The 24,141-nt window shown below is 40.6% G+C and carries 26 protein-coding genes and 2 pseudogenes; 23 read left to right on the top strand and 5 right to left on the bottom strand.

What is annotated here, in order from left to right:
• Positions 1 to 30: 30 nt before the first annotated feature.
• The 9 genes from GC093_RS28255 (at position 31) to GC093_RS28215 (ending at position 8,697) form a co-directional block, all read left to right on the top strand.
• A complete protein-coding gene (locus tag GC093_RS28255) occupies positions 31 to 825 on the top strand; it encodes an ATP-binding cassette domain-containing protein (protein WP_171655267.1) in 795 nt (264 codons plus the stop codon).
• Between the two features lie 19 nt (positions 826 to 844).
• Positions 845 to 1,846 (top strand): ABC transporter permease, encoded by a 1,002-nt coding sequence (locus GC093_RS28250; protein ID WP_171655266.1) that lies wholly within the window; start codon positions 845 to 847, stop codon positions 1,844 to 1,846.
• A 52-nt stretch (positions 1,847 to 1,898) separates the two neighbouring features.
• Positions 1,899 to 2,951, top strand: a complete 1,053-nt coding sequence (locus GC093_RS28245) for an ABC transporter substrate-binding protein (protein ID WP_171655265.1) — start codon at positions 1,899 to 1,901, stop codon at positions 2,949 to 2,951.
• A gap of 225 nt (positions 2,952 to 3,176) precedes the next feature.
• Positions 3,177 to 4,262, top strand: coding sequence for an ABC transporter ATP-binding protein (locus tag GC093_RS28240; RefSeq protein WP_216624870.1), 1,086 nt, complete (start codon positions 3,177 to 3,179; stop codon positions 4,260 to 4,262).
• Between the two features lie 39 nt (positions 4,263 to 4,301).
• Positions 4,302 to 5,192 (top strand): carbohydrate ABC transporter permease, encoded by an 891-nt coding sequence (locus GC093_RS28235; RefSeq protein ID WP_171655264.1) that lies wholly within the window; start codon positions 4,302 to 4,304, stop codon positions 5,190 to 5,192.
• A 17-nt stretch (positions 5,193 to 5,209) separates the two neighbouring features.
• Entirely contained in the window at positions 5,210 to 6,031 is an 822-nt protein-coding gene (locus tag GC093_RS28230) for a carbohydrate ABC transporter permease (protein WP_171655263.1), read from the top strand.
• 37 nt (positions 6,032 to 6,068) lie between these two features.
• A complete protein-coding gene (locus GC093_RS28225; RefSeq protein WP_171655262.1) occupies positions 6,069 to 7,421 on the top strand; it encodes an ABC transporter substrate-binding protein in 1,353 nt (450 codons plus the stop codon).
• 181 nt (positions 7,422 to 7,602) lie between these two features.
• Positions 7,603 to 7,830: a hypothetical protein gene (locus tag GC093_RS28220; RefSeq protein ID WP_171655261.1), complete on the top strand. Its 228-nt coding sequence runs from the start codon at positions 7,603 to 7,605 to the stop codon at positions 7,828 to 7,830.
• A 120-nt stretch (positions 7,831 to 7,950) separates the two neighbouring features.
• Complete coding sequence (locus tag GC093_RS28215) at positions 7,951 to 8,697, top strand: class I SAM-dependent methyltransferase (protein ID WP_171655260.1); 747 nt, start codon at positions 7,951 to 7,953, stop codon at positions 8,695 to 8,697.
• Between the two features lie 72 nt (positions 8,698 to 8,769).
• Here the strand turns inward: GC093_RS28215 and GC093_RS28210 are convergent, their stop codons facing one another.
• Positions 8,770 to 9,213, bottom strand: coding sequence for a CopD family protein (locus tag GC093_RS28210; protein ID WP_171655259.1), 444 nt, complete (start codon positions 9,211 to 9,213; stop codon positions 8,770 to 8,772).
• Between the two features lie 225 nt (positions 9,214 to 9,438).
• On the opposite strand from GC093_RS28210, the gene GC093_RS28205 reads away from it, so the two are divergent.
• The 3 genes from GC093_RS28205 to GC093_RS28195 all read left to right on the top strand — a co-directional run bounded on the left by GC093_RS28205 (position 9,439) and on the right by GC093_RS28195 (position 12,265).
• Positions 9,439 to 10,119: a response regulator transcription factor gene (locus GC093_RS28205; protein ID WP_171655258.1), complete on the top strand. Its 681-nt coding sequence runs from the start codon at positions 9,439 to 9,441 to the stop codon at positions 10,117 to 10,119.
• The gene (locus GC093_RS28200) at positions 10,116 to 11,492 is read left to right on the top strand and encodes a HAMP domain-containing sensor histidine kinase (RefSeq protein WP_171655257.1); all 1,377 of its coding nucleotides are present in this window, start codon (positions 10,116 to 10,118) and stop codon (positions 11,490 to 11,492) included. Before GC093_RS28205 ends, GC093_RS28200 begins: the two co-directional genes overlap by 4 nt.
• Before the next feature lie 77 nt (positions 11,493 to 11,569).
• Entirely contained in the window at positions 11,570 to 12,265 is a 696-nt protein-coding gene (locus tag GC093_RS28195) for a DUF7002 family protein (RefSeq protein ID WP_171655256.1), read from the top strand.
• Between the two features lie 625 nt (positions 12,266 to 12,890).
• Here GC093_RS28195 and GC093_RS28190 read toward each other — a convergent pair.
• Positions 12,891 to 13,316, bottom strand: coding sequence for a universal stress protein (locus GC093_RS28190; RefSeq protein ID WP_171655255.1), 426 nt, complete (start codon positions 13,314 to 13,316; stop codon positions 12,891 to 12,893).
• 174 nt (positions 13,317 to 13,490) lie between these two features.
• Here GC093_RS28190 and GC093_RS28185 point away from each other — a divergent pair, with 174 nt between their 5' ends.
• The 8 genes and pseudogenes from GC093_RS28185 to GC093_RS28150 all read left to right on the top strand — a co-directional run.
• Positions 13,491 to 13,934, top strand: coding sequence for an OsmC family protein (locus GC093_RS28185; protein ID WP_171655325.1), 444 nt, complete (start codon positions 13,491 to 13,493; stop codon positions 13,932 to 13,934).
• Between the two features lie 733 nt (positions 13,935 to 14,667).
• A pseudogene (locus tag GC093_RS28180) lies at positions 14,668 to 14,768 on the top strand (DUF255 domain-containing protein); the annotation flags it as partial.
• Between the two features lie 101 nt (positions 14,769 to 14,869).
• Positions 14,870 to 15,949, top strand: a complete 1,080-nt coding sequence (locus GC093_RS28175) for a nitric oxide synthase oxygenase (protein WP_171655254.1) — start codon at positions 14,870 to 14,872, stop codon at positions 15,947 to 15,949.
• A 223-nt stretch (positions 15,950 to 16,172) separates the two neighbouring features.
• On the top strand, positions 16,173 to 16,688 hold the full coding sequence (locus tag GC093_RS28170) for a PadR family transcriptional regulator (RefSeq protein ID WP_171655253.1): 516 nt from the start codon (positions 16,173 to 16,175) through the stop codon (positions 16,686 to 16,688).
• A 198-nt stretch (positions 16,689 to 16,886) separates the two neighbouring features.
• Positions 16,887 to 17,252 (top strand): HsmA family protein, encoded by a 366-nt coding sequence (locus tag GC093_RS28165; protein ID WP_171655252.1) that lies wholly within the window; start codon positions 16,887 to 16,889, stop codon positions 17,250 to 17,252.
• 53 nt (positions 17,253 to 17,305) lie between these two features.
• Positions 17,306 to 17,806, top strand: a complete 501-nt coding sequence (locus GC093_RS28160; protein WP_171655251.1) for a CcdC family protein — start codon at positions 17,306 to 17,308, stop codon at positions 17,804 to 17,806.
• 500 nt (positions 17,807 to 18,306) lie between these two features.
• Positions 18,307 to 18,741 (top strand): RNA recognition motif domain-containing protein, encoded by a 435-nt coding sequence (locus tag GC093_RS28155; protein ID WP_216624868.1) that lies wholly within the window; start codon positions 18,307 to 18,309, stop codon positions 18,739 to 18,741.
• Positions 18,742 to 19,079: 338 nt separating this feature from the next.
• A pseudogene (locus tag GC093_RS28150) lies at positions 19,080 to 19,196 on the top strand (DUF255 domain-containing protein); the annotation flags it as partial.
• Between the two features lie 43 nt (positions 19,197 to 19,239).
• Here GC093_RS28150 and GC093_RS28145 read toward each other — a convergent pair.
• On the bottom strand, positions 19,240 to 19,785 hold the full coding sequence (locus tag GC093_RS28145) for a helix-turn-helix domain-containing protein (protein ID WP_171655250.1): 546 nt from the start codon (positions 19,783 to 19,785) through the stop codon (positions 19,240 to 19,242).
• A gap of 193 nt (positions 19,786 to 19,978) precedes the next feature.
• Between GC093_RS28145 and GC093_RS28140 the strand changes: the two genes are divergently transcribed.
• The 3 genes from GC093_RS28140 to GC093_RS28130 are packed head-to-tail and all read left to right on the top strand — an operon-like array spanning position 19,979 to position 21,905.
• Positions 19,979 to 20,218, top strand: coding sequence for a PLD nuclease N-terminal domain-containing protein (locus GC093_RS28140; protein WP_171655249.1), 240 nt, complete (start codon positions 19,979 to 19,981; stop codon positions 20,216 to 20,218).
• On the top strand, positions 20,215 to 21,120 hold the full coding sequence (locus GC093_RS28135) for an ABC transporter ATP-binding protein (protein ID WP_171655248.1): 906 nt from the start codon (positions 20,215 to 20,217) through the stop codon (positions 21,118 to 21,120). Before GC093_RS28140 ends, GC093_RS28135 begins: the two co-directional genes overlap by 4 nt.
• The gene (locus tag GC093_RS28130; RefSeq protein WP_171655247.1) at positions 21,117 to 21,905 is read left to right on the top strand and encodes an ABC transporter permease; all 789 of its coding nucleotides are present in this window, start codon (positions 21,117 to 21,119) and stop codon (positions 21,903 to 21,905) included. The genes GC093_RS28135 and GC093_RS28130 overlap by 4 nt, the downstream gene beginning before the upstream one ends.
• Before the next feature lie 413 nt (positions 21,906 to 22,318).
• Here the strand turns inward: GC093_RS28130 and GC093_RS28125 are convergent, their stop codons facing one another.
• Positions 22,319 to 23,521 (bottom strand): MFS transporter, encoded by a 1,203-nt coding sequence (locus GC093_RS28125; protein WP_171655246.1) that lies wholly within the window; start codon positions 23,519 to 23,521, stop codon positions 22,319 to 22,321.
• 24 nt (positions 23,522 to 23,545) lie between these two features.
• Positions 23,546 to 23,872, bottom strand: coding sequence for a hypothetical protein (locus tag GC093_RS28120; protein ID WP_246315518.1), 327 nt, complete (start codon positions 23,870 to 23,872; stop codon positions 23,546 to 23,548).
• Positions 23,873 to 24,141 lie beyond the last annotated feature (269 nt).

The raw sequence follows: 24,141 nt of genomic DNA, 5'->3' as shown, positions 1-24,141 counted from the left end.
AAGCGGTTACAAACGATTGGAGGGGGAATAATGGACCGCGTACCAGCCTTTGAAGCAAAGGGCATCATCAAAAACTTTGGCCGCATTCAAGCGCTCAAAGGGATCAATTTCTCCATTTATCCAGGTGAAGTAGTTGGGATCCTGGGTGATAATGGGGCAGGTAAATCGACGCTCATTAAAGTATTTTCCGGCGCGCTTGCTGCTGATGAAGGTGAGATGCTACTCGAAGGAGAGCTTTGCCATTTCACATCACCGCAAGAGGCCCGTGACTCAGGAATTGAGACTGTCTATCAGGATTTGGCTCTGGCAACGGATCTCGATATTGAATCCAACCTGTTTTTAGGACGGGAAATTTTGAAAAAGGGCTGGAGAGAGAAATTCGGTTTCTTAGACCGCAAAGCCATGTTCGCAGAAGTGGAAGAATTATTCACCAAGCTTAACATTCGGGTACGCGACCTCAGTTCAAACATTTCAGACCTTTCCGGAGGACAACGGCAAGCAGTAGCCGTAGCAAGAGCAGTAAAATGGGGGAACAAGCTGGTTATCATGGATGAACCGACAGCAGCCTTGGGGGTGGAGCAATCTGCAATGGTGCTAGATCTGGTTAGACAGGTTCGTTCCAAAGGAATTCCCGTTATCTTTATCAGTCACACTATGCCTTTTGTTTTCGACGTTTGCGATCGGATAGTCATCCTTCGCCTTGGCGAGGTTGTTGCCGATTTGAATGTAAAGGATACGACGGTGAACGAAGTGGTTCAGTATATTACAGGTTCGTTACAATCCGAAAGCATCGCACGGCTTCAACAGTCAAGCATTCGCTCATGAGAAAGGAGCATGGAAACAAGTGAATAGAAATACGTCTACTTCATTGGAATTGCAAACTCGTTCTTTTTCACAGCAGCTTGGAGAGTTTTGGATCTTTGGTGTTCTGATGCTTTTAATCCTTGTATTTAGCATAATCAATCCGGTATTCTTCTCAATCGAAAATTGGAATAATACCTCGACGTTTATGACGGATACACTTTTGCTAGCTTTGGCTGAAACCGTTATCATTCTGACTGCCGGAATTGACTTATCCGTTGGAGCGAACATGGGGCTATCTAGCATTGTATTTGCACTGATTTTGGAATACGGCATGGATCATGGCATAAGCCATTGGATTTCGATCCCGCTGGGTGTTTTGGGAGGTTTGTGTACAGGGGTTTTAGTTGGATTCATTAACGGCTTGCTTATATCCAGATGGAAGATCACACCGTTTATCGCAACGCTCGGGATGCTCGGTATTTGCACAGGACTTACCTTTATTATCAGCAACGGAACCAGCGTGACGAATCTTCCCAATGAGCTTGGTACAGTAGGGAACCATGTCTATTTCGGAGTTATCAGTTTCTCTGTTCTGATAACGGTGCTTGCAGTTGTTTGGATCTACGTACTGCTGACGAAGACACGCTTCGGTCGTTATACCTATGCTATTGGCAGCAATGTAGAGTCAGCGGCTCGCGCAGGCATCAACGTTAAACGCCATTTAACCAAAGTTTACGTGCTATCCGGCTTTTTGTCGGCGCTGGCTGGTATCATCATTGTGATGCGCTTCGTTAATGGGTCACCACTGACTGGTTCTCACACGGAATTAAATGCAGTGGCGGCAGTCGTGATCGGCGGAACCAGTTTGTTTGGCGGCCGGGGCAGTATTTGGGGAACGGTTGTCGGTGCTGCCATTATTGCGGTGCTCCTGACTGGATTAGTGCTGGCACATGTCCAGGTGTATTGGCAAATCGTGGCCATCGGTGCCATTATTGTGCTCGCGGTTTATATTGATCAATTGCGCAATAGAAATAGACGATAATAGTGATCGTCTTCTCTATATGGAACCATATTTTAAGGGAGGTTTATGCAAAATGAAAAAAACAGTACTCATGCTTTTCGCATTGATTCTTTCCATTTCGCTCACAGCATGCGGTTCCTCGGCTGGATCGGGGTCGGCAGCTTCACCCAAGGATTCGCCAAAGGCTGCTCCAGCAGCTGGCGATACCAAGGCGGCGGCCACTACAGACAGTGGAACTAAGGACAAGAAAAAGAAGAGAATAGCCTATGTTGCGGGAATCACAACGGATGCATTCTACATCTCCATGAAATTTGGTGCCGAAGAAGTAGCAAAGAAGCTTGATGTGGATCTCATCTGGACCGGCGCACCGGAATGGGATTACACGAAGCAGACGCCAATCGTTGATAGCTTGATAGCTGAAAAGGTTGACGCCATCATCATTGCGCCGAACGATGCCAAAGCAATGGTAGCTCCGCTTAAGAAAGCTATGAACGCTGGCATTCCGGTGTTCACTGTAGATACGAACGTCTCTGACGATTCCGCATATGTAGCCAATGTTACCTCTGATAATCTGCAGGGAGGCAAGCTGGGTGCGAATACACTTGCCAAGGAGATTGGGGAGAAAGGAAAAGTGTTGGTTATGAATACGAAGCCAGGCATTACGACAACGGATGATCGCCAAAAGGGTTTCTTGGAAGAAATTAAAAAGTATCCCAACATTCAAGTTGTAGCGACCGAGTATTGTGACGACCAAGCCACAATTGCTGCGAAAAAGACGCAGGATATCCTACTTGCCAACCCGGACTTGAGCGGCGTGTTTGCTGCGAATGTGGTTTCAGGTGCCGGTGTGGCACAGGGGCTTCGTGTGAAAAATGTACAAGACAAAGTGAAGCTGGTTTCCTACGATGCGGGCCCTGAGCAAGTGAAGTCGCTGAAGGCAAAAGAGCTTCAGGCGATTATTTCACAAAAACCGCTGGAAGAAGCACGTATTATTCTTCAAATGACGTATGACTACCTGAACGGCAAAAAAGATGTTAAAAAGATTACAGTGCTGGAAAACGTATCGGTAACTCCAGAGAACATTGAGACACCGGACGTTCAGCAATGGTTGTATCGTACTAAATAACCTAATTAAAAGAAGGACTTTAGGTTTTGGGGCAACCTGAAAGCGCTGAAGTGATCTATAAATAGCATGATAATTTCTTCTCATAGGGGAATTATCATGTTTTTTTGTGTATTTATTTTTGTGATTTAAGTAATGCATGAGATTCTCAAAAATAGCTTGGTAATAACTCACATCGAAATGTATAATGTTCTACAGTAATCGACACATCCGAAGGAGGGACTTTTGTTGGAAGTTCGACTGGAACAAGCATCGATGAGATTAGGTAACGAACTTGCCGTCAATCGTCTCACAGCAACGATCCCTAATGGAGAACTTGTCACTTTGCTCGGTCCGAGTGGATGTGGAAAAAGCACAACCTTGTTTTTGCTGGCAGGTTTGTATAAGCCAACGGAGGGAGCTGTGTGGTTTGACGGACGCAACATGAACCAGACTGAGCCAGAAAAGCGTGAGATAGGAATGGTATTTCAAAACTACTCACTCTATCCGCATATGACGGTTCTTGAAAATATAAGCTTCCCACTTAAAATGCAACAATTATCCAAGAAAGATAGATTGCAACAAGTACAAGAAATATCGGAGCTGCTGCATATCGATCATTTGTTAGACCGAAAGCCGGGGCTCCTCTCCGGTGGACAGCAGCAAAGAGTAGCGATTGCAAGGGCACTTGTTAAGCGGCCTAAGCTGCTGTTGTTGGACGAGCCGTTGTCCAATCTGGATGCGAGGCTGCGTATCGAGCTGCGCGAAGAAATTCGCCTTATTCAGCAAGAGCTGAGAATTACGACGGTACTTGTAACACACGATCAAGAAGAGGCGATGAGCGTATCGGATCGCGTTCTGTTATTGAAGGATGGACAGCTTCAGCAGTATTGCGCGCCGCAACATCTGTACAAATATCCTCAACATCGATTTGTAGCAGAGTTTATCGGGTCTCCGCCAATAAATCTGATGTTAGTTGAGTGGGATGCCGTTGCCTTACAGTTGAACTTTCCCAATGTATCGGATATCCCTCTCTTGCCAAACGGGTGGTCACCGCTTCCATTCCGAACAGGAGCATTCTGGATGGGAGTTCGCGCCGAGAACTGGCTGCTTGGAGCACCAAAGGAGGATGTTTGGAGCGGGGTTGTCATTTCGGTTGAAACGATGGGGCGCGATACGCTAGTCAAAGTCCGGTTTGCAGATTCCATTGTCCGGGCCTTCGTTCCGGCGGAATCATCCGTTCAATCGGGACAGCGAGTTTCGTTGGAGGTTCAACCCAAACATGTTCATTGGTTTGATCTGCATACAGGTGAGCGCATGGGTGCAGTAACATGAATGAATCCATATTATGGGATCTTGTTGTGGTGTTGGCCTATGAATGATAAGCCATCATGGAATAGCACATGGCGTGCATGGATGTATCTGCTTCCCGCAGTAGTTGGTATCACTGTCTTTTTTTTGTATCCGATTTTATTATCTTTCGATATGAGCCTGCACACCAAGTACAATTATTATAAAAGCATCGTGTATGAGCGAGGTCTCGATAATTATATATTTGTATTGAACGATCCGGAGTTTTGGCTTGCTTTGAAAAATACGTTGATCTATGTTGTAGGCGTAGTACCGTTGTCGATCCTGCTATCGCTTAGTATAGCGATGATGTTGAATAGCCGCATTCGATTCCAAGCATGGTTTCAAACGTTATATTTTTTACCCTTGATCACATCGGTTGTCGCCGTTTCCTTAGTGTGGCGTTGGATTTTACACTCGGAATACGGTCTGCTCAATTCGATGCTGGGCTGGGTTGGAGTTGCTCCTATTGAGTGGCTGACCAAACCGGAATGGGCTATGCCTTCACTCATTTTGTTCAGCGTATGGAAAGGGCTAGGCTACAATGTCATTCTTTTTTTGGCGGGATTGCAGCAATTGAATCCACAGCTTCAGCTAGCCGCAAGAATGGACGGAGCGCCCAAGTGGAGGCGATTTAGATATATCACGCTTCCGCTGCTTGCTCCTACGTTGGGATACATTTCAGTTGTATCCATGATTCACTCCTTTAAAGCGTTCGAAGAAGTTTTTGTTTTATTTGGCAAAAGCCCCGGTCCAATGAGTCAGGCTATGACCGTAGTGTATTATATTTTCCGAAAATTTTACAACGAAAGTGAGTTTGGGATTGCCTCGGCTGCTTCCTATGTGCTTTTTTTGATCATATTTGTTTTTACGCTTATTCAACTTTCGATAGGAAGAAAAAAGGTACATATATAGGAAGGAACTCCGCTGTGATGAGAGGGGATTTAACGAAGCTAATCATTTATTTACTGCTTGGTACTGGGGGCATCTTCATGCTCTTGCCGTTTGTTTGGATGATTATGACTTCTCTCAAACCAAGCTCCGAAGTCATGCTGCTCCCACCCAAGTGGATTCCATCTCGATTGATGTGGCAAAATTACGCTGACATGTGGGGAGCGGCCCCGTTTTCCCGTTATTTGTGGAATAGCATCATGGTTACCTCATTCAGTACATTAGGAAGTGTGATTATTTCCATATTGGCTGCATTTGCTTTTGCAAGGCTGTCCTTTTATGGCCGAGACGTATTGTTCACGCTGCTGCTGAGCGCAATGATGGTTCCATCTGAAATGCTGCTTATTCCCAATTTTGTTACAATCACAAAGCTAGGATGGATAGATCGATACGAAGCGATGATTGTTCCCTTATCGATAAGTGTTTTTTCCATCTACTTGCTGCGACAGCATTTTGAAAGCATTCCTGCACATTATTACTACGCGGCGAGAGTGGATGGGTATAGTCCTTTTGGCTATTTGCGTCGGGTTATGGTACCGCTTATTAAACCTGTGATTGCAACCATGATACTTATGAAAGCGATAGGTAACTGGAATGCTTATTTATGGCCGCTGCTTGTCACGAATTCGGTAGAAATGCGCACCCTTCAAGTAGGCCTGGTGTCTCTTATGACCGAGATTGGAGTCAATTACGAACGACTGATGGCTGCCTCCACTTTCGTCGTATTTCCTATGCTGCTATGCTATGTTTTTTTACGAAAATATATAATCGAAGGTGTTTCACAGGGAGGATTAAAGGGATAAGAGCCCCTGAATGTGAACTGATTTTGGAGGGGAAATTATGAAAAAATGGATTCAGCGTTTAGGAATAAGTATGCTTGCGTTTAGTTTGACTGCCTGTGGGAGCTCGATTCCCAAAAATTTAACGGAGTCATCAGCTTCTATCGATAACGACTCGAAAATCCCGTCATCCATCGATAAACCCGTAGAGGTTGAGTTCTGGCACGCTATGACTGGTGAATTGGCGCAAGCATTGCAGAAAATAACGACGGACTTTGAGGCTCAATCACCCAATGTCAAAGTTAAACTGGTGTATCAAGGCAGCTATACAGATTTGCAACAGAAGTTAATCGCCGCAGCCAAAGCCAATCGTTCTCCAGCTTTAGCACAAACCTATGGGGATTGGAATACATCATTTGTCCGAGAAGGTCTCCTGACGGATTTGACTCCTTACATTAATGATCCGAAACACGGGATGTCTGAAGCCGAGCTTAACGATATTTACCCTCTTCTCCGGGAAGAAAATAAGTGGGATGGTCATTATTATAGTCTTCCATTCAATAAGAGCGCGCCCATTTTATTTTACAATAAGACGATGCTGGAACAAAACAACGTAAAAGTACCGCAGACATGGGATGAATGGCAGGTAGCGGCAAGCAAGTTAACGAGGACAAAGTCTGATGGCAAAGGGAAAATTTACGGATCTGGCTTTGAGAACGGCATTGTACTAGAATCGTATAATTATGTAGTGCAAGCGGGCGGTGAGTTCTACGATGAAACAAATCAAAGATTAGTCTTCAATTCACCTGAAGGAAGAGCGGGGATTTCATTCATACGTGATATGCTGCAAAGCGGTGCAGCTCGACTAGCAGGAGAAGATGGCTTCTTGTCTGAGCCGTTCGGGCGTGGAGATATCGCGATGTATGTAGGTTCGTCGGCAGGGCTTTCTTTTGTTAATAAAGCGGTTGGAGGCAAGTTCGACTGGTTCGCTGCTGTTCCTCCCAAAGGGAAAAAGTCAGTTGCTTATATTCAAGGGACGAATGTGACCGTATTCGGTAATCTAACAGAGGAACAGAAGCTGGGCGCGTGGAATTACATTAAATTTCTAATCAATACCGAAAACAGTGCATATTGGGCGCAAAAAACGGGATATTTACCTGTTCGCGCCAGTGTGTCTCAACTGGATAGTTACAAAGCCTTTTTAAAAGCGAATCCTGTCCAAGGCATTGCCGAAAAGCTATTAACTGCCGACCGATTCTTGATTCGTATACCTAGTTCTACCGCACTTGAACCCGTTGTGTCGAAAGAAATGGAAGCTATCCTATATGGCAAAAAATCAGTAGAGCAGGGTTTATCCGATGCGGAGCAAGCGGGTAACGCCATAATTGCGAAAGCTCTATTGAATAAAAAGTAATCCTGAAAGGGATGGCGCATTTACAAGATTATAGTGATTCCCATCGTGTTTGGTCGCAGTTCGATCAATCGCGGTGGGATTTTTTTGTTTGTTGGAATGAAGTTCTCTTTTAGCGCAGTGTATTCCACTGTTGTTGAATTATATGATGAGCATAAGTATTATTTTTCGAGAGGATTGAGCGATGAGAATGACACCTAGCAGCGTAACAATTGCTAAGCTTAGATCAGTAAGTGACATTACTATTTACAAAGATTGTGTTAATCAATATTGCGTAAAAATCAGTGGAGAAAATACGGATGGTAAACCTACGTCAGGATTGTTAGATGTCTGGAATACGCAGAAAGAAGCAATGTCTTGTGCGAAGGGAATAGCGAAAATGTTCAATTTTACCTCCATTCAAATGAAATAGCGTAAGCGGGATTGTAAGGATTCAACATTAAGATCCAGCTTTTTACCCTAAAACTTGACATTCAAGGCGTTTCAATGGTACTCCTATAGAGTGAGCATTCTAGAATTAGGAGAGTATCAGGTGAAACAAAATAAATATGATGATTCCAAATTTTTTTCTGCCTATAAAGAAATGCCGCGTTCAATCAAAGGGCTTGAAGGTGCGGGAGAATGGCATGTTTTCAAAAAATTAATACCAAATTTAAAAGATAAAAGTGTGCTTGATTTAGGATGCGGATTCGGTTGGCATTGTCGGTTTGCTCGAGAGCAACATGCAAGTTCAGTGATAGGTGTTGATATTTCTGAAAACATGCTTCAAAGGGCCCGGGAACAGACAGATGATCCTGCAATTTCTTATCTAAAGCTTCCGATTGAAGATATTGAATTCTCAAAATCACAATTTGATGTAGTTATTAGTTCATTGGCTTTCCACTATATCGAATCATTTGAGGTCATTTGCAAAAAGGTGCATGATTGTCTAAAGCCAGGAGGTGCTTTCGTTTTTTCAGTTGAACATCCTATATTTACCTCTCGAAATGAACAAGATTGGTATCTTGATGATCAAGGAAACCGTCTGCATTGGCCTGTAGATAACTATCAATCTGAGGGAGTGCGCGAAACAACATTTTTAACGGAAAATGTAATTAAATACCATCGTACAATCTCAACTTATATTAATGACTTAATTGGCGCGGGGTTTGCATTAAAAGCCATTAAGGAACCCATGCCATCCGATGAAATGTTGAAAAATAATGAAGTAATGAAAGATGAAAAACGAAGACCTATGTTCTTGATTATATCGGCTGTGAAAGAAAATCCTTCTAGTTAAATGGGTATTAAAACAGACCACGGAATACAAATTCCTCGGTCTGTTTCTAGGCTCAGGCCATGCAGCATAAAATTAAATTTTTAAACTAACAATAAGTACAACAGAAAGTGCCAGAACGATCATAGAACTCAAGCTTACCAAATAGCCCGATAATTTAACTTGCTGCGGCTGCTCGGCGGTACTCAGCCGTTTTTTGATTTTACTGCCTAAAATGCCAGTCAGAATAAGAGCAAGCAGTATGATGGTTCCGCCCCCTTTTTCCATTACATTCAGCCATATTGGCTTACCGCTGCCCATCCCCATCTGAATAATCATAATGACACCGCTAATTAAAACAATGACAGCACTCGGATGAGCGAACATACTGAAGCTGCGGATAATTCGTTTTGCCATTTTATTGGGTTCCTGAGACCCTAACTGCTTTCTTAACATAAATAGCATGACTACAATGGCAAATAATGCGCCTAGCCAAATAATTAGACCTGTTAGGTGTAAAAATAACAGAGTACCAAACATGTATAATCCCCCGTCCTTTATCTTTTTATTTGTATTCTTCGTCTCACACATTGAATTTTAGGCTAGTAATATGAACGGCTGATGAACGGAAGATTACAACTGTCTCAGAGAGCTTTCTATTGAATGGTTACTGCATCGAGCCTCGACTGTAATGTTCCATTCATATCCAGTTCATAATTCTCTTTTAAGCTAAAGTTGCGAATTCAACTGGAGAAGGTGTAGAACTTGAGAATCCGTATTTTAGTGGCAGATGATGATCCCCACATTAGGGAGCTGCTGCGTCACATATTCAAGAAGGAAGGCTACATCGTACTGGAGGCAGAAGACGGAGAACAAGCTTCTCTCATCTTGGAGAATGAGCAAGTTCATTTAGCGGTAGTGGATGTTATGATGCCTATGAGGAATGGCTGGGAGGTGTGCGAGGAAATACGCAAGCACTTTGATATCCCTGTCATTATGCTGACGGCTAAAGGAGAGCTAGAGGATAAAGAGAAAGGTTTTTTATCGGGCACAGATGATTATATGGTAAAACCGTTCGAGCCAAAGGAGCTAATGTTTCGGATCAAAGCCTTGTTACGCCGATATCAGATGGTTTCCTCCGAATTGATTAAGCTTAATAACACGACCATAGACCGAAAAAGCTATGATGTGAAAATCGGTAATGATGCCATCGTTCTGCCTTTAAAGGAGTTTGAACTACTGGCGCAACTGGCGAGTAACCCAGGACGTATTTTTACACGGGAGCAGCTTCTACAGCTTATTTGGGGAACCGATTATGAAGGAGACAGCCGGACTATTGACGTACATATTAAAAGATTGCGGGAACGTTTCTATGAAAAAACGGACGACTTTGTTATCACAACGGTGCGCGGCTTAGGCTATAAGTTTGAGGTGCGTGGAGAATGAAGACACTCTATTTTCGGATTGTGATCACTTTTGTTTTGATCGCGATGGTGAGTAGTGTTTTTGCATTGCTGGTGTCAAATCTATATTATTTGGGTAGATCGGACGGGAATAACGAACAAAAGGTAATGAATATCGCTAGAGAAATCAGAGCTTTATACGAACAAACGCCAGAATTGGATATGAATGAGTACATGTCGCACATAGCTAATATGGGCTTTCAGATCTATCTGGTTAACGATCAGCTGGAAGGTACTTTTTACGGCGGCCCTTTTAAGCATAAACAAATTGATCCTGAGTCTATTCGCCGAGTGCTTGAGGGAGAAACCTATCATGGTATATGGGAAGAACATCGGCTGAGGCTGGTTACTAGTTTTTTTGAAAACAGCATTCAAAACAGTATAGGACTTCCATTAAGAGTGAAAGGGGAAGCCTATGCATTGTTTGTACGCCCCAATTTGGAACAACAGATCGGCGAAGTACGGAGATTGCTTGCTGTTATATTAGGGTATACTTTTGTATGCAGCTTGGTATTAATTGTTATTTTCACACGATACATCGTGAAGCCTGTGGAAAAGCTAACGGAAGCCACGAATAAAATTGTTGGCGGGGATTATAACATCGCTATGGATTTATCGCGTCAAGACGAAATTGGAAATTTGGCGAGACATTTTTCTACTATGGCATTGTCGCTCAAGCAGCTAGATGATATGAGGCAGGAGTTTGTTGCTAATGTATCACATGAAATTCAATCCCCCTTAACATCGATTCAAGGCTTCACTCAAGCCATTCTGAATAAAGAAGTGACCTCGGAGGAAGAGGAAAGGTACCTTCATATCATTGAGAGCGAAAGCAGGCGTTTGTCGTCATTAAGCAAACAGCTTTTGACACTGGCTGCGTTAGACAAAGAAGCGAGTGTCTTGAAAAGGACGGCTATTCGTTTGGATGAACAAATCAGGCAAATTTTGATTTTAACGGAGTGGCAATGGACAGAGAAGCAGCTATTGCTGGAGATTGAATTGCCGGAAATCGTAATCTCTGCCGACCCCCAGCTTTTATATCAAGTATGGCTTAATCTCATCACAAACAGTATTAAGTTTTCGCGCACGGGTGGGACGATTCAGATCGAGATTTCGGTTGAACAAGACCTTGTCGTGACGATTCGCGATACGGGTATTGGTATACCTGACTCCGAGCTGCCTCATATTTTTGAACGTTTCTATAAAGCAGACAAAGCGAGAAACCGTACTCTTTCCGGAAGTGGCTTGGGTCTATCTATTGCGTATAAAATTATTAAGCTTCATCAAGGAAATATTGAGGTACAAAGTGAATGGGGCAAAGGGACAACCTTTTGGGTGAGGCTGCCTTATTTGTAAGTGTAATTGGTATGGAGTCCGTTAACAGGGGTGCTGTTGAGTGGTAAATATCAATAACGACATGAAGGAATGAAATAATGAAAGCTGCTATTATTAATGCAATAACAAAAGCAAAAAGCAGAAAGTCCCTTTATCATTTTACAAGAGTAACGAATTTGTCCGCCATTGCCCATTACGATGCTCTATTGTCAAGCTATAACATAAGTCCCCACTTGGCAGGTGAACGCCGTTCAGAGGCTAGGGTAGTGAATTATTATGAGTTCTCGGTTACTCTAAATGCTCACTTAAGGATTCCTGACAGTATGATAGATCATGGAATCACTCAGGAGCAATTTCGGGAGTGTCTGAATCGACATGTATTTTTTTGGCCAACCTTGAAGGATTGTCAGAAAATGATGGACACTTACGCAAGAAGAGAACCGGAAGAAGGCTTTGCTGTCCTGGAATTCGATGCGAACTCCTTATTAGCTGAACATTTTTCCTCAGTCAAGTTATCTAAATACGACTCGGGAAGCTCGCCGCGGTTCCCCAAACATTGTTCTTACAAGAAGAGTCTGGCTATGTTTCTACCGTTACGTAGCTTCAAGAGCATAATGAATAAGTTAGTTCCAACGAATGCGTCCGAAATAAAAGAAGTGCTCATAGAAGATCAGGTTAACAATGTATCCCAATATTTACGGACTGTTTACGTCGATAGCAGTAAAGTCATACCTCTGTGCTGGAGGGATCTTGCGAAGCCTATGGGGGATTTACAAGTCATAAAGTCTGAATAAGATAGACTAAAATTTGAGCTACTTTTCAAACTTTTTAAGAATGGCTTGCAGTCCAAATATGGTTACAAGAGCAACACAACCAATAGCAAGCATCATGAGCGGCAAAATTAGAAAATCAGTCATATAGAACATCTTCTTCCTGCTTTTTTAATAGAGTAGCAGAACGAAGATAAAAAGGTACTCGAATACAGTTGTCGTTACTTGACTACTTTTGGGAAAGTGGGCCAAACGATTGCGACAAAAGATTGGAAATATCTGATAGTTAATCTTGTTGTCGAGAAAAAAAAGAAAGCTCCTAAAAGGGCTTTCGAAATTTAGAACTATTTGGTGCTCGCAATTGCTTTTTAGCAACAAGGGCAATGCCTGTAATAGAAATGATGATTAGTAAGCATCCCTCAAATATAGATATTTGACCATCATTAGTCCACACTAGAGTAAGAAAAAATAAGATCCACATATTCACATAGATGTATTCGTAAAGTAAGCGCGGCAATTCAACATCCCTCCTCCATATATAATAATGCATAAAAGAGGGAATATGTTAACTATGTGTTGACATTTGTTGGAATATGATGAAATGAAAAATAAAAAAACATCCATTGAGGATGTCGAAGTTATGAGTGTATTACTTTATCACAAGTACTGGGATCCTAGAATGTTGGACTAAATTATGGCTTACACTTCCCAAGAAAAATTCCTTAACATCAGATAGCCCTCTATTACCTACTATAACCAGATCAGCTGAAATATCGTAAGCATAATTTAAAATGGTTGTAACTGGATTGCCTATAAGTAGTGTCGCTTTTGCATTTGGAATATGTGACAGTTCATCGTTTAGTTTGTCTATAATAACTTGCGTATGTTCTAAATAATCCTTTTCATAATCATCAGAAGGAGTAAATATGGCTTCTCCAATTATAGCAGCTCGGTTATGGAGAGAGTGAACAACCTCAAGTTTTGAGTTATTATTTTTGGCAAATTCGATTGCTTTTTCTAGAGCTTTTTTCGAAGAATAGGAACCATCATAGGCTAACACAATATGTGCAAACATAACTAACAACCTTTCCGTTCTAATTAGGTACTACATTAATTATTACTCTATACAAAGAAAATTAAACAAAATGTTGAGAATGAAAAGGGCTTTCCCTGCAAGATTATTAACACTATCGGAATTATATGGTATTCTTATACAGAACTTATTATTTATCCTAAAGGAGTGAGTATCATAGCTATTACAACATTCAAAGCAACTGCACAATTACAAGAAGGCGTAGTCGTTAATGTTCGTTCTAGAAATTTCGAGTTTACGATTGATGAACCCAAGAGCTTGGGGGGGACAGATACTGGAATGAATCCAGTCGAAGCGTTACTTGGTTCATTGGGAGCTTGTCAGTCAATTGTTGCCAGAGTTTATGCAAAAAAGTTTAATATCAATCTTGAAGATTTTCGAGTGGAAGTCGAAGGGGATCTAGATTTGGATGGATTCTTTAAAAAATCAGACGTTCGACCTGGATACTCAGATATTCGTTACACCTTTCATATCAAAACAGACGCACCAAAAGAAAAAGTAGAAGAATTTGTTAAGTTTTTAGAAGAAACTTGCCCTGTAGGAGATACAATCGCAAACTTGGTCAATCTAAAATTAAGTGGCATTGTCATCGAAAATTAATCTCGTTTGATATCGTAGGTCCATTTAGCACCCTAATTGGGTGTTTTTATTTTGAGTTAAAAACAGAACATTACCGCTAATAGATAACGCTCTGTTATATGCTGAAAATGATGTGGTTTTTATGCGGTCTCAAGCAGTTCAACAAAATAGATACTAGTTTTTATTATGTTATTATTCTTGTCGAGCTTTACGTAAATCCATTCATTCATTCTACTAGTAACAGTTCCTTTCCCTTCACGAGTTATGACTCTAGTTTCGTTTGATTTAATAGTAAAAGGATACTCAGTTGACTGACTTCGAAGTATTTTCCGTGGCATGATAACCATCCTTTTTGTTTATTTTATATGTAGTAATAATATCATTTGCACTAAAAATATCTGTAAAATAAATCACAGACAGATTTGCTACTTATATGTCCAAGAATTTTTAAACCAATGGAAACAGCAGTTATAAGGCTCGTCGTTTCTGGAAGATTTCTTCACAAGAAAAGAAGAAAGAATCCGAAGAGACTTTGAATAAGATACTCTGGAGACAATGAAAGCTCACTTTTATTGAATACCATCTCGCTACACTTTACCATATTTAGGGATGTGTGGCTGTTAATTTATAGATCACTAATTCACGTATCGTGCTTGTCAGATCAATAATGAAATCTACAATGAACTGTAACAAAGCCTTTGTTATATGCGAACTGAGGAGGTTATAATAAACCTGAAGTCAAATCTAATCAACTCAACACGCCAATAATCCCGTAGACTGGTATGCGTAGGTGAGGAAGCCTTTAGCAAGGCGGCTCGGGAGAGCAAGCCAGTATTATTGAGCATAGGTTATTCATAGTGAAAGAGTGCCTACGTCAACCTGCTATTGATGAGATGTTAGTGTGAATCATTAATTTGTAGTCAGTATCCGGAATAACTCGAGGAGTGGAAGTACCTGTGTTCGTCAACCAATTATACAAAGAAGCCCAATCGTTTATTGAGTCGTGTTTCCTCGAGCTTGGAAAGACGAATGAGGATTTAGTGAAGCGGTTGGCCGATATCCGCTTAGAAATTGAAGCTTGCGGCACTTATACGCACTCGTATGAAGAATTGGCTATGGGCGCCAAACTGGCGTGGCGTAACAGCAACCGCTGCATCGGACGACTCTTTTGGCAGTCCCTGGAAGTGTTCGATTCCAGAGCTGCAGATTCGGAAGACGAGATGGTTGCGGCAATTTTCCGTCATATTCATTATGCGACGAACCACGGAAAAATCCGGCCTGCAATCACTATTTTCCGACAAGAGCTGAATAGATCGAAAATTCGGATTTGGAACCATCAATTGATCCGATATGCAGGCTACGAACGTAATAACGGGGTTATCGGCGATCCTGCTTCGATCCGTTTGACGAAAGCCTGTTATGAGCTTGGATGGAGAGGGAAAGAAACCCCATTTGATGTACTTCCCATCGTCGTCCAAATCGAAGATCAACCCCCTAAATGGTTTGAAGTGCCAAGGGAATATGTGCTCGAAGTACCGATTAGACATCCCGAATTGAGTTTTGAGGGGCTTGCTCTTCAGTGGTATGCAGTCCCATTTATATCGGATATGTCGCTAGAAATCGGCGGAATCCGATACACAGCCGCTCCATTTAACGGCTGGTACATGGGAACCGAGATAGGCGCCCGAAATCTGGCTGACGAAGGGCGGTATAATGTGCTTCCTAAAGTCGCATCATTGATGGGACTTAAGTGCGGTTCCAATACTACATTATGGAAAGATAAGACGCTTGTTGAATTAAATATTGCGGTTCTTCATTCGTTCAAATTGGCCAATGTTAGTATTACCGATCACCATACGGCCGCCGACCAATTCAAACGGTTTGAAGAAACGGAGCAGAAGCTAGGCAGGAGCGTAACGGGAGACTGGACATGGCTCATCCCGCCTATGTCCCCGGCGACAACGGAAATTTTTCATTCTACGTATGATAACCGTATAGTAAAACCGAATTATTTTAATCAGGACATCCCCTTTTGAGCAAATTTGCAGTTGTTGTTACACTACGTGAATAAGGGTCAGTTAATAATAACAGGGGCCGTTTATAGAAAGTTTGCAGCTGACCTAAATATGAATAATATTCCATGAGCCTTTATTTCATCATGAATTTACGGTAATATAAGAAAAGCTTCTAGTCGAAGTCTTTTCGATGAAGATACACACATTCGTTTTTAGATGAAGTTTTAGGTAGAAGGGGAACCCTATGGACGAAAGAATGCTGCTATTACTTGGAATTTTAAAGTCCCAAAGTCTGCATGGATACCAAATCAATGAATTTATCGATAAAAACTTGAGTCGGATTACTTCGATGAAAAAAGCAACGGCTTACGCCCTTCTGGACAAGCTATATGCGGCTGGCTTTATTAGCGTGCATGAGGAACAGGAAGGAAACCGTCCGCCCAAAAAGGTCTATTCCATTTCGGAAGCCGGAGAAAAGGAGTTTTATTGGCTTCTTCGCGGCAACTTGTCTGAACAGGATATGACGTCCTTCAAGGGTGATATCGGACTGATGTTCATGGACCATCTATCCAATGAAGAAGCGATTGATTGTCTTTTGAAGCGATTGAACGGCTTGACCGTTGAGATCGAAGAATTGCAGCAAACTCCTAAACATAAGTTCTCAAAAGGAATAGACTTATCAATCGAGCATCATCTTGTATGCAAACAAGCCGAGAGGAATTGGCTTCAATCTTTGATAGAACAACTAAAAAACGAGTGAATTTGAACTCATCTTTAATACGGATCTTAAATGCAGGTTCTGCGCAGCAGCGCAGAACCTGCATTTTTTTACGGGCTGAACCGCAAATTACCAACAAAAATGGATATAGTCATTATTGACTAATCAAAGATGAATAGATATAATCATCTTTGTAATAATCAAAACTGACTAACAATAATAAAACTTGGAGGTATTATTATGTTATTATTCGCCGTTCTATTTATTAATTTGGCACTGGTTGCTTATACCATTGGAGTTTGGAGTGAAAAAATTTCGGGCCGGTTGAAACCAAAACATCTAGGATTCTTTGTTGCCGGATTGTTGTTCGATGCGATCGGCACCGGCTTTATGGAACAGCTGAATACAAGCAGAGAGATTAATTTGCACGGCATTACAGGAATGGCGGCACTTCTTTTGATGTTCATTCATGCCATATGGGCAGCCGTTGTATTGTGGAGAAAGAAAGAAAACCAAATCCGTCAATTTCATAAGTTTAGTCTGATTGTTTGGGGATTGTGGCTAGTTCCTTATTTGATCGGTGTCGGATTAAGTATCTTCAAATAAGACTCCGGTTATGCGCAAAAATATTCCGTTTTATGAAAAGGAGGGTTACGATCATGGTCCAATTTGGTGCGCTTCATATGCAGCAAGCATTAATCAGCATCGGTATGGTTGGAATGGCGCTGTTATCGGTCTTCGTCCGTACGCGGTCAAGCAGAAAACCGGTCAATGCGGCAAAAATCATGGTGCCTACGCTCGGCATGAGCACCGGCTTTTTCATGTTTGTCGCCCCCGCCTTCCGGGTGGACGCGAGGTGGGCGTTGCTAGCGTTCTTGGCGGGAATGCTATTATTTTCTTACCCGTTAATCCGCAGCGCAAGACTAGTGATGGATGAAGGAAAGGTGTTCGTCAAACGCTCCAAATCGTTTGCATTCGTGCTATTGGGGCTGCTGGCTTTGCGCACGGCGCTTCACAGCTATATTGAACAATATATTTCTTTCCCGCAAACGGGGGCGCTTTTCTTCATACTCGCTTTCGGCATGCTCGTAACTTGGCGCGCTGCTATGCTTCTGCAATACCGCAGGTTGCTACGAACAGGGTTCGTAAGGAACGCATAGCTATGTTTCTTCATGTTTAAATATAATAATGAACAATTGAAGGGAGCCCTGGCAAAGAGGACACCTTCTTCAAACAACGCAAGCAGCCGAAAGAAAATATTTGGCGACTTGCGTTGTTTGCTTCATAAAAATGAAGCCCCTAAACTTTTTATCAGGTTCATATGTCTATCAATTGTAAGGCGAGCGAGTGATACTCGCGTAACCAATTGATAATTGAAAAGCATATTGCAGCCATCATTGATTCCATGCGTAAACATAAACGCCTCTTCCAGTAGTCGCTTGGAGCCGCCGTATCATCGGCGTCTCCCTCTACCGGAGGGATGGTTGATTTTCTCCGGAGGATCGGCTCACTTATCACCGGAATTGTGGCTCTTTTTCATCGAAATATTCAGATGAATCTTAGCAACTGAAAAACATCGCAATTTGTGGTATTAATTACTGAATGTTTAAGAAAGATACGTTATATTGGAGTTACCAATTTATTGCAGGAGGGATACATAATGGATCGCAGAACGATTTTAACGGCTTGCGGTACTTTTATTATTGGCGCATTGGCAGGAATGCTTGTGATGGTCAATGACGACGCAAATGGAGCAATTAAGCAAGCGCTGAAATTAGGTACAAGCAATGCGATAGGGGGAGCAACAATCCAGACGAATTCGAAGACCGCTACACTTGAATTTAGAAATCTGCCTTGGGCTTATACCAATGAGGAACTTGGAAATGCGGTTAAACCGTACTCCGAAGTCCTGACCGTTCGAATCGCTACGGATCGTGAGACAGGGCGTTCGGTCGGTTATGGTTTCGTAGAGGTACCTCGTGATAAAATGCAAACCGTAATCAATGAGCTAAACGGTGCCGAATGGGGCGGTCGACCCGTAACGGTCAGAGAGGCCTCCGTGCGTACGGATATCCCGCAACGTGCAGGGAGATAAATACTGTATCATACGTTATTTTATGGGCTGGACTGATATTATGTATAAGGACGACCTTTTTTAGGGCAACTGAGCTTGGTTATTTTTCTGCTGAGTTGAAAGATTTTTTGCGAGGGGAAAATCACTAAGCTACGACAGTTACGATAGTTGAAAAGTGAAAGCGGCAGTCTAGGACCTAATTTTCTCGTCCAAGGCTGCCGCTGCTTCATTTTAAGGCTAGTCTAAAACATTATTTTCATCTGTCAGACGAAATATGGGTTCGCCTGTGGGTACCAGGTCAAGCCCGTATTAGATGAGCAAGAGTGGATTTGGAGAGGTTCGAAATGTAGGAACCTCCGCTACAACACGCCTACAATCCGGTAGATTGGTTCCCTTGGTCGGAAGAAGCTATTGAAAAAACTAAACAGGAAAACAAACCTGTCTTCTTGTCGATTGGCTACTCCATATGTCATTGGTGAGATGTTCGCGTGAATCATTAATGTTCGTTAATCTATTCATTTAGGATTCTGGAATAATGGATACGGCAATAGTTCTAATTAGAGGCACCTGTTCATTACTATTGTTAGTAGTGTTATAGTATTTTATCAATAGTTCGTTTAATTCATTTTGAAACTTTATAAAATTATCATCATCAAGCTTTAATTCTACAAGTGAAAATGTAGAACCATCATCTGAGGAATTTATTTTTTCCAATTTGGTAAGATAGTTTAGATATTGAGTCTTAAGCGATAGTTGGTAAAACGAAAAATAATTTAGCTTTTCCTCAGTAGAAGACTTCTTCCACTCATCTGCACTAATTCGGGCTTCGTCTTCATTTAATATGTAGTACTTTTCGGAAATGGATCTCACTTTTTTTTCTTTCATAATGCGAATAACTCCAGCTTCTAACAAAACTTGTATATGTCTATATAGAGTTGCCTGAGGTACATCCTTTATGATTTTTACCATTTCTAGTGGAGACAGTCCATTTTCTTTGTTTCTCATTAATGCTTGAGAAATCTTCATTCTAACGGGATGCATGATAATTTCCGCTTTATTAGCCATTTTTTTCCTCCCACTATCATAACAACATCTGTTCATTATTATCTCTAATAATATTATCATTTTAAATAATAATAAAACTTAAAACAATTATTTTAACGAAAATAATAGGTGTATAATTTCACACCATTATGTTATCATTATCAATAATGATAACATAATGGTTGTTAAAGATGACTTTAGAGGAGTGGTGGATGTGCGAATGCATTACGGATGGAACGAATTAAAAGAAATTGATTTCATGTCTTTGTTACCGGTTATTTTACCGGTCATTGCTGTAGGAATGATTTTGATCTTAATTGCATTAATGGATTTATACAAGCATAGAAAAACGAGAAAGAATGTTTTACTTTGGAGTCTCACTATTATTTTTGTAAACACATTTGGTCCGATTCTGTATTTTGTCATTGGCAGAAAGGATCAAGAAAAAATATGAAATTAGAAGTCAAAAATGTTACTAAAACATATAAAACAAAAACGGCTGTAAATAACTTTTCAATGGTATTGGAGACTGGGGAATGTGTGGGATTGATCGGACCTAATGGGGCTGGCAAATCGACGCTCATTAAAGTGATTTCAGATATTATTAATCCTACTAGGGGAGAAATATTGCTTGATGGCAAGAAAATTTCGAAAATGAAAAAGGAAATAGGCTATTTACCACAGTATCCTAACTTTTATCATTGGATGACAGCCTATGAAACTCTTACTTTTATGGGGGAATTATCAGGATTAAAACAAGAAGAATTAACTAAGTCGATTCCTGAATTACTATCGAAAGTAGGGTTAAGTGGAGAAGAGAATTCAAAAGTTGGAACATTTTCAGGTGGAATGAAACAGAGACTTGGAATTGCACAAGCGTTGTTACATAAACCATCATTAATTCTAATGGATGAACCCGTATCGGCATTAGACCCAATTGGTAGAAGAGAAGTACTGAATTTAATCGAAGAAATCAAGAGAGAAACGACGATTTTATTATCAACACATATATTAAGTGATGCAGAAGAAATGTGTGAAAGATTCATAATAATCAAAGATGGCCAAAAAATTGAAGATACAACCTTATCAGATTTATTAAACAGCAATAGTGAAAATAAAATGATTTTTGAAGTTGCAGCTATTAATCAACAATGGTTAGAAGTTTTAAAAAATTTGAACTATGTAAAGAATGTAGAGATTATAGGAAATAAAATTAAAATACAAGTTGGGAACATTGGATTGAACAAGAATATGTTACTAAGAAATGCATTGGATCATCATGTTGATCTTGTAAAGTTTGAAATAATTAGTGATACATTAGAAGAGATATTTTTAAAATTGGTGGTGGGAAAGTGAATAATTTTAATGTGGTAATGAAGAAAGAATTTGTTCAAATCGTACGAGAATTTAAAATTATTTGGCTGCCACTTGCATTTATTTTTTTAGGGATCACACAACCAGTTGTTAGTTATTATTTACCATCCATATTAAAAGCGCTCGGTGGAGCGCAAGGTATCACAATTGATTCTAGTATGGCTGCTCAACAAGGTGGGGAAGTACTTGCGAGTACATTAGCGTCTCAATTTGATCAGCTAGGAGTTATGATTATTGCAATTTCGATGATGGGGGTCATACAGACAGATAAAGTCAACGGTATGTTGGCTTTTATTCTTACAAGACCTGTAACTGTATTTTCGTATATAAGCGGAAAAATAAGTTCCAATTACATATTTGTTGCTTGTAGTGCAGCGTTAGGTTACGTGATTTCGTATCTGTATGTTAATTTATTATTTTCAAATGTTATTTTTGTGGATATGGTTATAGCCTTGTTGTTTTATCTGTTATGGGTTCTGTTTATGGTATCTTTTACTACGATGATAAGTACTGTTTTTAATAGCCAAGGTGTTATTGCGTTAATTTCAATTGTATTTCTACTGGGGTGCAGAATTGTAGTTGGTTTGAACCCTATCATAGATCTAATAAATCCAGCGAGTATGAGTAAAAATGCTATGGAAGTTTTAATTAGTGGAGCAGTCGATGCGAAAGAAATGTGGAATGTTATAGTAGCGCTTATAAGTATTGTACTAACAATTCTAATAACGAACTTTTGGATTTCTAATAAAAAATTTAACAATGAGTAACAGTGTTTAGCATTCGCATACTGTCAAAAGAAAAATGTAACAAAATTACCGAATCTTGCGTTATTGTAATTACAGAACGAATACTCCGGAGGATAATAATTGAAAAGACTTTCAAATATGACTCTTATAATTGGGCTAGTACTGCTAATTCTTTCCGGATGTAGCAGAGATGTCCTGGGTGATGAAAAGAACATCTGAGGAATATGTCAAGGCACAAGGCTATAAAATTATTTCCTCCAGAGGTCAAGTTCTAAGCTACATTTTAGACAAAAGCAAGCTTTTCGGAAGTACGAAATCAATACCATTTCAACAGAGTTGGGGTGTTCAAAACAGAACCCGATGCTTATTTTGGAAAACAAATAACCATAACTACGATTGTATGGAGTTCTCCAGAATTGAAAATGTTCCTCATATTATTTCGCCAAGCTGCTTGCTGATTGTTTTTCTTTCCACATCATCGTAATTACAAGACCAATAAACAAAATAACAGCAGCAAAGAGATACGGATAGTTAATGTTTACATCAAATAATATACCGCCTAACGCGGGCCCGACGATATTGCCTAAGCTTGTATATGTTGAGTTCATTCCAGCAATAAATCCTTGTTCTTTTTCGGCAGTTTTTGATAAATAGGTCGTTAATGCTGGTCGTAGCAAGTCAAATGCGAGAAAGATGAAGCAAGTTATTAGCAAAATGGCTAAATAGCTAGAGATCATGGTGGATGCTACCGCTAATACTACGCCAGCAATTAAGCATATCTGGATGAGTTTCTTTTCACCGAGTTTATCTACCATTTTACCAAACATAAAGACCTGAACTACAACCCCGAAGATTGCGCTTATTGTTATAATGGTAGCAATATCTCGTGGAGTAAAACCAAATTTATGATCAGAATACAGACTAAATACAGTTTCATATGCTGATAAACCAAAGGCCAGTACAAACACAATAATAAAGGCAATAATGTATAGTGGATGAAATGATCGTTTGAGATCACTTACAAAGTTTGTATCTTTTTTAAGCTGAGTGGTTTCCAAAAGCTGCTGTTTGGTTAGTGGCTCTGTTAAAATAAATAGGGATGAAATACATGTTATCAATGCGAAGCCAGCAGCAAAGTAGAATGGGGCACGCACTCCCAGCTCAGCAATAAAACCTCCGATACCTGGGCCAATAATAAAACCAATACTAATGGCAGCAGAAATATAGCCCATCGCTTTTGGCCTTTCCTCTACTGAGGTAATATCTGCAACAAAGGCAGTAACGGCTGGCATAATAAATGCACTACTAATGCCTCCTAGAACTCTGGATAAATAAAGAACGGATACATGTGTACCTATACCAAAGATCAACTCTGATACGCTGAAGATGAATAAGCCGATTATGATCATTTTTTTTCTGCCATAACAGTCAATCCATCGTCCTGCCAGGGGAGACATAAGTAATTGTGCGAACGCAAAGGCTGCTACAAGATAACCCATCGTTTGGCCTGATAAATGCATGATATTCATAAAGGATGGCATAACAGGGATGATAAGTCCGACTCCCAGAAAAATAATGAATATATTACTTAATAGAATGAGTAAGACTGTTTTTTGTTCTTTCAATGGTTTCTTCATGAAGCAATACCTCTCTCTGAAAAATCATAGCTGTGAAATACCTCTCCAAAATACGGTCCATGAGGCATTTAGTTTACCGTTTAAACGTTTCTCATTATTTCCATATGCAAGCTCTAGCATGATCGAATCAACTATACCTAAGAAGGCAAGAGTAGTTATGAAGGCTGTATCTTTCATGATGGCTTTGGCATCGATCCAATCTTGAAATTTGCTTTCTAGTACGGTTTGAATCTTTTTTTTCGTATCGATTACTTCCTCATTAATCGCTGTTGCAAGATGGAGAGGTGGAAAAAAAGACATACGCAGCCAAAACTTTAACTGCTTGCTCTGTTGAAACAAATCAAAGATCATCTATCCCTTAGAAATGAGCATAGAGAGACTGTTTTCTCATACCGACATTCTCGGCAATTTGAGACTGAGATACTCCCTAATACCCATTAATTGCAAAAAAATTTATAACGACGTCTTTAACCTCTTTACTTTTCAATAGAATCACCTCGATGTTAACGAACGTTGGTCAGTTATTTTATCAAATTTAATTTATTTATACAAATGTAAATTGCTCTCAGTGTTTAAGGTCGAGAGGTTATTCTATACTCATGGACCCCCTTTTAATGTAC

The sequence above is a fragment of the Paenibacillus foliorum genome (assembly GCF_013141765.1).
Classification (GTDB): Bacteria; Bacillota; Bacilli; order Paenibacillales; family NBRC-103111; genus Paenibacillus_S; species Paenibacillus_S foliorum.
The sequence above is the reverse complement of the archived record's forward strand: the minus strand, read 5'-3'. Positions and strand labels throughout refer to the sequence as shown.